This is a genomic window from Flavobacterium dankookense (assembly GCF_004362665.1).
In the GTDB taxonomy this organism is placed as follows: Bacteria; Bacteroidota; Bacteroidia; order Flavobacteriales; family Flavobacteriaceae; genus Flavobacterium; species Flavobacterium dankookense.
The window spans coordinates 614,228-626,129 of the sequence record NZ_SNXR01000011.1; the positions used below are offsets into that span (position 1 = coordinate 614,228).

The window sequence follows — 11,902 nt, forward strand, 5'->3', positions numbered from 1 at the left end:
TCCTATGAAATTATAACGAAGCTAGTGCTAATTCATAATTTGGTTCATCAGCAATTTCTGGAACTTGTTCTGTATATTTTACAATTCCGTTTTCGTCTAAAACGATAATTACTCTTGAATGCAAACCTGCTAAAACACTATCCGTAATTTCTAAACCATAGTCTTTTCCGAAATTTCCAGTATTGAAATCAGACAAATTAACAACGTTTTCTAATCCTTCTGCACCACAAAAACGCTTTTGAGCAAAAGGTAAATCTCTTGAAATACATAACACTTTTGTATTCTCCAAAGCACTTGCTTTTGCGTTAAAAGTTCTAACCGAAGTAGCACATGTTCCAGTATCGATACTTGGAAAAATATTTAAAACCAATTTGCTTCCAGCAAAATCGGCTAACGAAGTTATAGATAAATCGTTTTTTACTAATTGAAATTCTGGTGCTTTTGAACCTACTTTTGGTAATTCACCGTTTGTGTTTATTGGATTTCCTCCAAGAGTTATTGATGCCATTAGAATAAATTTTTAGACATCAAAAGTATGAATTTTTTTCGAATTATAATTGTGAATTCATTTCAAATTTTAACATTTATAATTAGGTAAGTTGTATTTATATATCGTAATATTGCAATATATAAATTTAGATAAAAATGGGAGCTTCAAAATCAGATTCGTTTTCTGTAGAACATAACGAGATGGCAAGCTTATTTAAAGCGCTTTCGCATCCAGCGAGAATTGCAATTGTAGACTATTTATTAACTGTTGATACTTGTATTTGTGGTGATATTGTCAACGAATTGCCTCTAGCACAACCGACAATTTCGCAACATTTAAAAGAATTAAAAAACGCTAACATCATCAAAGGAACTATCGAAGGAACAGCCATTTGTTACTGCATTAATCCTGATACGATTGATAAAATCGAAAATCACTTTGGTGTAATTCGACATAAACTGAAGAATAAATGTTGTTAACTAGTCACTATTTACTAATCACTTATCACTAAAAAATGAAACTTTCAGAAATAAAAAGTCAGTTAAAAAATCTTACTCAAATTGCATTTCAACTGCCTAATGGCGAATTGGTTCCAAGCCATTTTCACGTTACCGAAGTGGGCAAAATAACGAAACATTTCATCGATTGCGGTGGCGTTGTTAGAAACGAAGAAGTTGTCAATTTTCAACTTTGGGAAGCCAACGATTACGATCATAGATTGCATCCTGAAAAATTGGTTCATATCATCGAATTATCGGAAGAAAAACTTCAAATTCCAGATTTAGAAATCGAAGTCGAATATCAAATGAAGGAAACTATCGGAAAATTTAGCTTGGATTTTGATGGAACTAATTTCCAATTAAAATCAAAATTAACCGATTGTTTAGCCAAAGATAACTGCGGAATTCCACCAGAAAAATTGAAAACCAAAATAGGCGAGTGGAAGCAAAAGGAAACATCTTGTGCGCCAAATTCAGGTTGTTGTTAAGCTTATTTTTTGAAGCTAACCCTGCTTTTCATTACAAGTTTTTGCAAAGAAAACTGTTTTTGTAATCAAAAAAAAGAGCTTCCGTTGGTCGCTTTTTTTTTAGAAACAAAAAACTAGTTTTCTTTTACAAAAAGCTTTCCATTGCAATCAGGGCTAGACATCACTCATAATTTTATTTTTTGTACTTAAAAAAAGAAATAACATGTTAGAAAATTTATCAAAAACTATTCAATCTTTAACTGAAATAGCAGTATCAAACGAGCGAAAAGAAGTAGTAAACCCTTTAGTTGACTACATTCAAAACAAAGTGAATGCTAACGAAGAAATTCGATTGAACTTCATTTGTACACACAATTCTAGAAGAAGTCACTTATCTCAAATTTGGGCTCAAACAATGGCGTTTCATTTCGGAATTCAAAAAGTATTTTGTTATTCTGGAGGAACAGAAGCAACAGCAATGTTTCCAAAAGTGGGCGAAACTTTAGTAAATCAAGGATTTGAAATTCAGAAATTAAGCGAAGCACAAAATCCAGTTTACGCCGTGAAATTTGATAAAAATCAGCATTCTATCATTTGTTTTTCCAAAACGTATTTTGACGATTTTAATCCGAAAAGCAATTTTGGAGCCATCATGACTTGCAATAATGCTGATGAAGGTTGTCCGATGGTTTTTGGTGCAGAAGCAAGATTTCCAATAAAATACGATGATCCAAAAGCTTTTGATGGAACTGATTTAATGAATGAGAAATACGCTGAACGCAGTTTGCAAATTGCAAGTGAAATGTATTTTGTGTTTTCTCAAGTAAAAAAATAATACGATGAAAAAACGATTAGGATTTTTAGACCGATTTCTAACACTTTGGATATTTCTTGCAATGCTAATTGGTGTTTCAATTGGTTATTTTATTCCGAATTCAGCCGATTTTATTAATTCGTTTTCTTCTGGAACTACGAATGTTCCATTGGCGATTGGGTTGATTTTGATGATGTATCCGCCATTAACCAAAATCGATTTTTCTAAAGTGCCTCAAATGTTTGAAAAACCAAAATTACTATCAGCTTCGTTTTTCATCACTTGGATTTTTGGTCCGTTTTTGATGTTTTTATTAGCTACTTTTTTCTTGAAAGACTATCCCGAATACATGACTGGTTTAATCATTATCGGAATTGCACCTTGCATTGCGATGGTAATTGTTTGGAACGAACTAGCCGAAGGAAACCGCGAATTAACTGCTGGATTAATCGGAATTAATAGTTTGTTGCAAGTCTTTTTCTTTAGTTTGTATGCCTATTTTTATTTAGAGATTATGTTGCCATTATTTGGAATTAGAGGATTAGAATTAAATATCACAATTGCCGAAATCGCTCAAACGGTTGGAATTTATTTAGGAATTCCGTTTGCGTTAGCAGTAATTAGTCGTTTTGCAATTAAAAAATATTTAGGAGATAAATTTTTCAATCAAAAATTCATTCCTTTTGTTTCTCCAATAACTTTGATTGCTTTACTTTTTACGATTGTAATAATGTTTAGTTTAAAAGGCGAAATGATTGTTGATTTGCCAATGGACGTGGTGCGAGTTGCTATTCCATTAGTAATCTTCTTCGCAATTATGTTCTTCCTGATGTTTTTTGTGGCCAAAAAAATTGGAGCTAATTATCGTGATGCTGTTGCGTTATCGTTCACCGCTTCTGGAAACAATTTTGAGTTGGCGATTGCTGTTTCCATTGGTGTTTTCGGAATCAATAGCGGACAAGCTTTTGCTGGAGTTATTGGACCTTTAGTAGAAGTTCCAGCATTAATTATTTTAGTTAATGTTGCATTTTGGTTGCGGAAGAAATTTTATAATTAAACTTCAACTGGTTTTTCGGCAACAAAAATGTAATAAATTCCAACTAAAATAAATGGAATACTTAACCATTGACCTGTTGATAATAGACCGAAAGTTTCCTCAATTCCTCCTTGACTTTCTTTTACAAATTCTACTAAAAATCGAACAGACCAAAGCATAACTAAGAAATAACCGAAAATCAATCCGTGTTTTTCACGAGTATCTGTTTTCCAGTATAAAAGAAAAAGAATCAGAAAAACGATTACATAACCAAATGCTTCATAAAGTTGTGCAGGATGTTTTGCGGGAATATTTTCTAACAAAGCAGAAAAACTTGGATTAATTGCAATAGCGGAATAAGCATCGTTAACATTGTTTATTTTAGTTAGCGTCACAGCTTCAGCAGCGGAATAATTGTCTCTAATGAATTTCACTCCAAAAGATGAATCCGTCGGTTTTCCTATAATTTCTGAATTGAAAAAATTTCCTAATCTAACAAATATTGCTCCACATGCTACTGGAATTACAACTCTATCTAACATCCAAAGTATTGGTCGTTTGATAACTTTTTTGCAATAGAAATAAACGGCTATAATGATGGCAATTGCTGCTCCATGACTTGCTAATCCTCTAAAACCTGTAAATTCAAACCCATTTTCAAAAGAAAAAGGCAACAATATTTCTGAAAGATGATTTCTGTAATATTCCCAATCGTAGAAAAAGACATGTCCTAATCGAGCGCCAAGTAAAGTAGCAATTACTGTCCAAATGAATAAAGTATCTAATTTATCTAGAGATTCATTTTCTCTTTGATAAATATGTTTCATGATATACCAACCAAGTCCGAAAGCAATAACGAACATTAAACTATAATATCGTATGGTAAAAAAACCTATATCTATTCCTTCAGATGGATTCCAAATCATGTCGTGATTATTTATTGTTTTAGGGATTTCAAAAATAATAATATAAATCAGATTATTAACAAGTTTAAGTTTTATTTATGGTTACATTTTTTCTCAGGAACAGGATCATAGCCGCTTTTTCCCCAAGGATGGCAACTTAAAATTCGTTTTGTTCCAAGATAGAAACCATAAAACAATCCATGAATTTGTAAGCTTTGAACAAAATAAGTCGAACACGATGGTTCAAATCTACATTTCATTGGTAGCAAAGGCGAAAGCACTATTTTATAAAAATAAATTAGAAATAGGAAAGGAGTAATAGCTATTTTTTTTAGTGAAATTTTCACCTGATTTCTAATTTGAAATTATTGAAAACTGAAACTTGTTCCTTCTTTTCCGTCTTTCAGTTGAATTCCTAAAGCTAAAAGTTGATCTCTAATTTGGTCTGACAAAGCAAAGTTTTTATTGGCTCTAGCTTCATTTCTCATGCTAATTAACATTTCGATTACACTTGCTAATTTATCTGAGTTGTTTGCTGTTGCTTTTTCATTTTTAATTCCCAAAACATCGAAAATAAATTCATTTAAAGTCTTAGAAAGTAAATCTAAATCTTCTTTGTTTAAAGTTTCTTTTCCGTCATTTACGATATTTACAAAACGAATTCCTTCAAATAAATTGGCAATAAGAACTGGTGTATTGAAATCGTCATTCATGGCGTCATAGCAATTTTTTCTCCATGATGAAATATCAATTGTTGAGTTTGCACTTGGTTGGATTGATTTTAGAACTTCTATTCCTTCCATTAATCGATTAAATCCTTTTTCTGAAGCCACCATTGCATCATTAGAAATATCTAAAACACTGCGATAATGTGCTTGTAGAAAGCAAAAACGAACTATTGATGGATGAAATTCTTTTTCGAAAAAGTCATTTTTTCCTTCGATTAATTCTAATGGTAAAATATAATTTCCAGTTGACTTACTCATTCGTTGTCCGTTCATTGTGAGCATGTTAGTATGCATCCAATAATTAACCGGTGAATGATTGTTGCAAGCTTTTCCTTGTGCTATTTCACATTCGTGATGAGGAAACTTTAAATCCATTCCACCGCCGTGAATATCAAAAGTTTCGCCTAGATATTTTGTACTCATTGCAGTACATTCTAAATGCCAACCAGGAAAACCTTCGCCCCAAGGTGAGTTCCAACGCATGATGTGTGCTGGAGAAGCATTTTTCCACAGTGCAAAATCTTGAGGGTTTTTCTTTTCGTCTTGTCCATCAAGATCTCGAGTTTGAGCAAAAAGTTCTTCGATATTTCGATTGCTTAGTTCTCCATAATTCAAACCACGTTTATTGTATTCGATTACATCAAAATAAACAGAACCATTACTTACATAAGCAAAACCTTTCTCAACTAATTTTTGAATAAGTTCAATTTGCTCGATGATATGTCCAGTTGCAGTTGGCTCAATAGTTGGTGGAAGAAAATTGAAAGTGTCAAGCACTTTATGGAAATCTACTGTATATTTTTGAACCACTTCCATTGGTTCTAATTTTTCAAGACGCGATTGTTTAACAAATCTATCATTTTCAACATCGCCATCATCGGTTAAATGTCCAGCGTCTGTGATATTTCTAACATAACGAACTTTATAATCAAGATGAAGAAAATAGCGGTAAATCATATCAAAAGACATAAAAGTTCTAACATTTCCTAGGTGAACGTTGCTATAAACCGTTGGTCCACAAACATACATTCCAATATTTCCTTTGTGAATAGGAGTAAAGGTTTCTTTTTTGCCAGAAATTGTATTATAAATTTCTAAAGATTGTTTATCGTATGTTTGCATTTGTAGATTATTTAAAACTTAAGATTAAAAAGAAGTGTCTAATTTGATATAGTCTAAAAATTCACGACGTGTTTGTTCGTCTTTAAATTTTCCGCCAAATTCTGAGGTTACCGTACTGCTTTCAATATCGCGAATTCCTCTCGAGTTTACACACAGATGTTTAGCATCAATTACACAAGCCACATCTTCAGTATTTAATACTTTTTGTAATTCTTGGACAATTTGCATCGTTAATCGTTCTTGGACTTGAGGTCTTTTGGCAAAATAGTCAACAATTCTATTCATTTTAGAAAGTCCAACTACAGTTCCATTTGAAATGTAAGCCACGTGAGCACGACCAACAATTGGAAGTAAATGATGTTCGCATGTTGAATATAGAGTGATGTTTTTTTCGACCAACATTTCACCATATTTATAATTATTTGCAAAAGTAGAAGAACTTGGTTTTTTGTTAGGATTTAAACCTCCAAATATCTCTTTTACAAACATTTTTGCTACTCTATTTGGAGTTCCTTTTAAGCTATCATCTGACAAATCCATACCTAATGTTAAAAGTATGTTTTCGACATCTTTTTTTATTAGTTCAATTTTTTTATCATCAGTAATATCAAAAGCATCTTTTCTTACAGGATTATTTGCACTTGTTGCGATGTGATTTTCACCAATTTCGTCTTGTGAATCGTTATGATTTATCATTTAAAACTATAATATTATTGGGATTATTTAATAAAGGTGCAAAGATAAATAATTATATTATATCAAACTCGTATAGTGTTAATAATTGAAAATATTTAAAATTAAGGATAAATATTTCTTAAATTTTTGTAAATTTCGCTCCTCAATTAAAAAAAATAGCTCATATGAAAAGTAAACTATTACTTCTTATACTTTTGTTTTCATGCTTTTATTCAAATGCCCAAAATTTACTAACTAATAGCAGTTTTGAAACTGGTGGTTCTGGAATTGGTTTTGTTACTAACGGAGCTGGATATTCTCAATTGCCAACAGCTTCATTTGGAACAACAGTTCCAGGAAATTTTGCAGTTACAAATTATCCAAAAACATTAAATACAACAGATTTTAATTTTGTTGGAGATCATACAACAGGTGCAGGAAGAATGCTAATTATCGACGGTAATACCACAGCAGGAAATCCACCTTTTTGGAGAGCAGGAAATACAGGAGCTGGAGTAACAGGTTTGACTATTGGTACTACTTATTATTTTAGTTATTGGATTAGATCAGTATCGGATTTAGTTGTTGATACGGCTACACAAGCAGATATTGATGTACAATTGGTTTCGGGTGGTTCTGGTTTTACTCAATTATTAGGAAGTAATTTAGCTCCTTTACCGGCAGATGGTTGGAGACAAGTTGTATTCAGTTTTATCGCTACAGCCACAACTGTACAAATAGAATTATCAAACTCAAATACAAATGCAGTTGGAAATGATTTTGCAGTTGATGATTTTCTTCTAACGGATGATTTAATGATAGCATATGAAGTGGTTAATGCAGATTGTATTACTGCTAATGATGGTGAGATTGCAATCTTTGGTTTTGGAGGAACAGTGCCTTATGTAGATTATTCAATTTCTGGACCTGTAACTCAAAATAATGCTACAGGTCTTTTTACTAATATTCCTCCTGGTGTTTACACTATTTCTATTACAGACAGCGCTTTACCTACAGCAAATACAGTATCATTTGCTAATGTAGTTGTTGGTCCAAACTTGACGACTACACCGAATTCACCACTATGCTTGGGAAGTTCAATCACTCTAAATGTTAGTGGAAGTTCAACAGGTTATACTTGGACTGCTTCTCCAACAGATGCAACATTAACTGCACCAAATAGTAATAATCCAACAGTTTCACCTGCAGTAACAACTACTTATACTGTTACATCTACTGTTGGAGCTTGTGCTCCAATGTCGAAATCATTTACAGTAACAATCAATCCATTGCCAGTTGCAAGTTTTCCTATAGATTTTACTATTTGTCCTAACAATACTGCAAGTATAACTTTGACTGGAACTCCGGGATCAACAGTTACTATTACGAATGATATTGGTAACACTTATATTGCTAATATTGGAGCAGGTGGAACTGGAAATTTTATTACACCACCTTTAGATTTAACCCGAGTTTATACTATAGTTTCGGTTAGGAACTTTTTTACTCAATGTCAAAGAGATTATTTGGGTACAGGTGACATAATAACCATAACAGTTGTACCCAACGGTTGTGCCACGGTAGAAACACAACCAGCTCCAGGAACTAAGCCACTTGATACTTATCTTTGTACAACAGATGAATGTAGAACATTAGAAGCTGAAATTTCACCAATTCCGTCAACTACTAGTTATACGGTTTCGAGTATTCCTTATTGTCCACAATCACCATTTAACGACCCGAGTTATTTTCAGTTTCCTTTGGATCGAGACGATACTTATTCAGGTCTTTTTGACTTACCTTTTGATTTTTGTTTTTATGGTACTAATTTTAATAAAGTACAAATTGGTGATAATGGTGTAATTAGTTTTGTTACTTCCCAAATATATACACCATTTACTGATCAAAATGCTAATTCATATGCGCATACAGCAACACCTTTAAGTAATAATAATTTTCCTGGTGGTGGATATGATGATGCACCTTTTAGAAATATGATTTTAGGTGTTTATCAAGATACAAATGCAGCTGTAATTCCTCCAGCAGGTTCCGGTTTTGGGCGAACAGTGAACTTTAATATTATTGGTCAAGCACCTTGTAGAAAACTAATTGTTAATTTTAATCTTGGATTATTTGGTGGAGCAAATTGTGGTTATTCAGCTGGTGAACAGAAATCTCAAATAGTTTTATATGAAGTTTCAAATATCATTGAGGTTTATGTTGCTAGTAGAGTAGTTGGTGCATGTACGCATGAACAAGGAAGAGCAACTATTGGTATAAAAGGTGGTGGAGCAAACCCACCATCACTAGCTGCGCCAGGAAGAGATTCATCAGCTTGGACTGCAACAGAAGAAGCATGGCGATTTACTCCAACAGGACCAGATGTACCTGTTACAATTAAGTGGTTTGATGGACCAGATGAAATTGGAACAGGACCAACAATTACAGTTTGTCCAGATGAAACTACAACTTACACATTAAATGCAGAATATACTATTTGTGGTGTACCACAAACAGCAACTTCAGATGTTACCTTATCTGTAAATCCTGATTTAACTGCTGAGCCTGTTGATTTAGAAGAATGTGATGGTATTTTTGATCTAAATGAAAATATTGCTACCATTCTTGGTACTTTAGATCCAGATAATTATCTAATTACTTTTCATACAACATTTGAAGATGCTGAAATTTTAGATAATGCTATTTCAGATCCAGCAGCATTTGTTAGTTCGGGTCAATCTATTTTTATGGCAATCGAACCAATTGATCCTGCTACCTCTGCTACTTATGGCTGTATTGTTGTAAAACAATTTGAATTAATTCTAGACGATTGTACACCCCAACCTGATCCAGTACCTGATTTAGAACTATGTGAAAGTAGTTTTGGAAGTGGTACAGCATCATTTGATTTTACACCTCAAACATTAATAGCGTATGGAGCAAATAATCCATTAAATTATACAATAACCTATCATTTATCTCAAACTGCTGCTGATGCAGGAACGGGTGATATTTCTCCAATAAATAACTTCTCAGGAACAAATGGGCAAGAAATTTTTATTCGAATGGAAGATAATGCTACTCCAACTTTCTTTGGAACAACTAGTTTCTTTTTAATAGTTAATCCTATTCCAACTGCTACAATAAGTGGAGCAATTTTAATTTGTTCTGGAGAAACAGCAACTGTTACTTTTACGGGTACACCAAATACTAGAGTTACTTATAATGTTGATGCAGGGGCAAACCAAACTATAGATATTGGAACAACTGGAATTGCAACAGTAACTACACCTGCATTAACTGCTGACAGTACATATACAATTGTTAGTATTGAAAATTTAACAACAACATGTGGACAAACTTTAACAGGTAGTATTTTGATTGATGTAATTGATTTACCAACGGCAACTATTTCAGGTACTATAACTGTTTGTGAAGGTTCGCCAAATCAATTAATCACTTTTACTGGAGCTAATGGAGTTGCTCCATATACTTTTACTTATTTAGATACCAATGGTGTAAGTCAAACAACAGCGCCAAGTATTGGGAATTCAGTATCGATTCCAGTTTCTGCGGCTAATGATGGTGTGTTTACTTATACTTTAACGAGTGTTTCAAGTTCAACAACTCCAGTTTGTTCGCAAGTGCAAACAGGAACATCTACAGTTACTGTAAATGAATTACCAACTGCAACAATTACAGGAGGTGATTCTGTTTGTCTAAACTCACCACAACCACAAATTATAATAACTGGCTCAGGAGGAACATCTCCATATACTATAACTTATTCAATAAATTCAGTTGTTCAACCAACTATTGTTTCCTCTGGAAATACTGTAGTTATTAACGCACCAACAAATGCAGAAGGTACTTTTGATTACGAATTAATTAATATTGAGGAAAGTAGTTTTGCTAATTGCAGTCAACCCCAAACCGCATCCACAACGGTCATAGTCAACGACGCGCCAATCATCAACACACCAACTGCCTATGAAGTTTGTGATGAGAACACAGACGGATTATCCTGTTTATTTGATTTAACGACTAAGATAAATCAGATTACAGGAGGCGATCCAAATGTTGTGGTTGAGTTTTTTGAAACATCAACAAGTGGTGTTGTTTTACCCACGAATTATTGTACTATTGACTCAAATTCACAAGTTTTGTTTGTTCGAGCTTATTTTGCAGGAACTCCAGCGTGTTTTTCAACAACAACGTTACAATTAATTGTGCATCCACGTCCCTTTGCTAATCCAACTATTACAGATTATGCCTTGTGTGATTACACCAATCCGGGCGATGGAGAAGAGGTTTTTACTTTAAACAGTAAAACGGCAGAGATAATCAACGGACAAGTAGGTTTAACGGTAGGCTATTATCTAACCCAACAAGACGCAGAAGACCAAATTAATCCATTACCAAATTTATACACCAATACGACTATTGGCGCACCACAAACGATTTGGATTAACATAAGAAACGTCGCTACAGGATGTAACTCAGTTAGTTCATTTAACATCGTTGTTAATCCGTTGCCAGTAGCTGTAACACCACTACCGATATTTGAGTGTAGTATTGGTACATCAACGACCCAAGCCGAGTTTGATTTAACGGTAAATGAAAATGTAACCACAGCAGGAGCAACAGGCGTAACAGTAACGTATTATTTAAGTTTATCAGATGCTCAAACACCAACAAATGCTATACCATCACCAACCACTTTTTTAGGCAATGATGGACAAACGATTTACATTCGAGTAGAATATACCGCTACAGGATGTTACAGTACAACCACACAATTATTACGCGTTACGGAAGGACCAACGGCCAACGTACCGCAACCGCTGAACTATTGCGATCCAAACAACGATGGCTTTGGTGTGTTCGATTTAGATTCAACCATCACAGCAATTACAGGCGGACAAGCAGGCGTAACAGTAACCTTCCACGAAACACAAGATGATGCGAATATCGGCGCCAATGCTAAATCAAGTCCATATTCCAATATTGTTATTAACCAACAAACCATCTATGTTAGAGTATTTTATACCACAACAGGTTGTTCTAACTTTGTCGAACTAGAACTCATCGTTAACCCAACGCCAGAGGCAACGGTTCCAGAGGATTTACATCTATGTGATTATACAGGCGCAGTAGGTTACGAG

The 11,902-nt window shown here is 33.7% G+C and carries 9 protein-coding genes and 1 pseudogene; 5 read left to right on the forward strand and 5 right to left on the reverse strand.

Annotated features, from left to right (window positions below; translation table 11 throughout):
* Positions 1-10: 10 nt before the first annotated feature.
* On the reverse strand, positions 11-508 hold the full coding sequence (gene tpx, locus BC748_RS03970) for a thiol peroxidase (RefSeq protein WP_133532158.1): 498 nt from the start codon (positions 506-508) through the stop codon (positions 11-13).
* 137 nt (positions 509-645) lie between these two features.
* Here tpx and BC748_RS03975 point away from each other — a divergent pair, with 137 nt between their 5' ends.
* The 4 genes from BC748_RS03975 (at position 646) to arsB (ending at position 3,328) form a co-directional block, all read left to right on the forward strand.
* Complete coding sequence (locus tag BC748_RS03975) at positions 646-969, forward strand: ArsR/SmtB family transcription factor (protein WP_133532159.1); 324 nt, start codon at positions 646-648, stop codon at positions 967-969.
* A 35-nt stretch (positions 970-1,004) separates the two neighbouring features.
* Entirely contained in the window at positions 1,005-1,478 is a 474-nt protein-coding gene (locus BC748_RS03980) for a DUF6428 family protein (RefSeq protein WP_133532160.1), read from the forward strand.
* 202 nt (positions 1,479-1,680) lie between these two features.
* Entirely contained in the window at positions 1,681-2,292 is a 612-nt protein-coding gene (locus tag BC748_RS03985; protein WP_133532161.1) for an arsenate-mycothiol transferase ArsC, read from the forward strand.
* A gap of 4 nt (positions 2,293-2,296) precedes the next feature.
* Positions 2,297-3,328: an ACR3 family arsenite efflux transporter gene (gene arsB / locus BC748_RS03990; RefSeq protein ID WP_133532162.1), complete on the forward strand. Its 1,032-nt coding sequence runs from the start codon at positions 2,297-2,299 to the stop codon at positions 3,326-3,328.
* On the opposite strand, the gene lgt is transcribed toward arsB, so the two are convergent.
* The 4 genes from lgt to folE form a co-directional block, all read right to left on the reverse strand.
* Positions 3,325-4,233: a prolipoprotein diacylglyceryl transferase gene (gene lgt / locus BC748_RS03995; RefSeq protein WP_133532163.1), complete on the reverse strand. Its 909-nt coding sequence runs from the start codon at positions 4,231-4,233 to the stop codon at positions 3,325-3,327. The genes arsB and lgt overlap by 4 nt on opposite strands.
* Positions 4,234-4,304: 71 nt before the next feature.
* Complete coding sequence (gene yidD / locus BC748_RS04000) at positions 4,305-4,553, reverse strand: membrane protein insertion efficiency factor YidD (RefSeq protein ID WP_133532186.1); 249 nt, start codon at positions 4,551-4,553, stop codon at positions 4,305-4,307.
* A 24-nt stretch (positions 4,554-4,577) separates the two neighbouring features.
* Positions 4,578-6,062 (reverse strand): cysteine--tRNA ligase, encoded by a 1,485-nt coding sequence (cysS, locus tag BC748_RS04005; RefSeq protein WP_133532164.1) that lies wholly within the window; start codon positions 6,060-6,062, stop codon positions 4,578-4,580.
* A 24-nt stretch (positions 6,063-6,086) separates the two neighbouring features.
* On the reverse strand, positions 6,087-6,758 hold the full coding sequence (gene folE, locus BC748_RS04010) for a GTP cyclohydrolase I FolE (RefSeq protein ID WP_133532165.1): 672 nt from the start codon (positions 6,756-6,758) through the stop codon (positions 6,087-6,089).
* Between the two features lie 164 nt (positions 6,759-6,922).
* Between folE and BC748_RS04015 the strand changes: the two are divergent.
* A pseudogene (locus tag BC748_RS04015) lies at positions 6,923-11,902 on the forward strand (hypothetical protein); the annotation flags it as partial.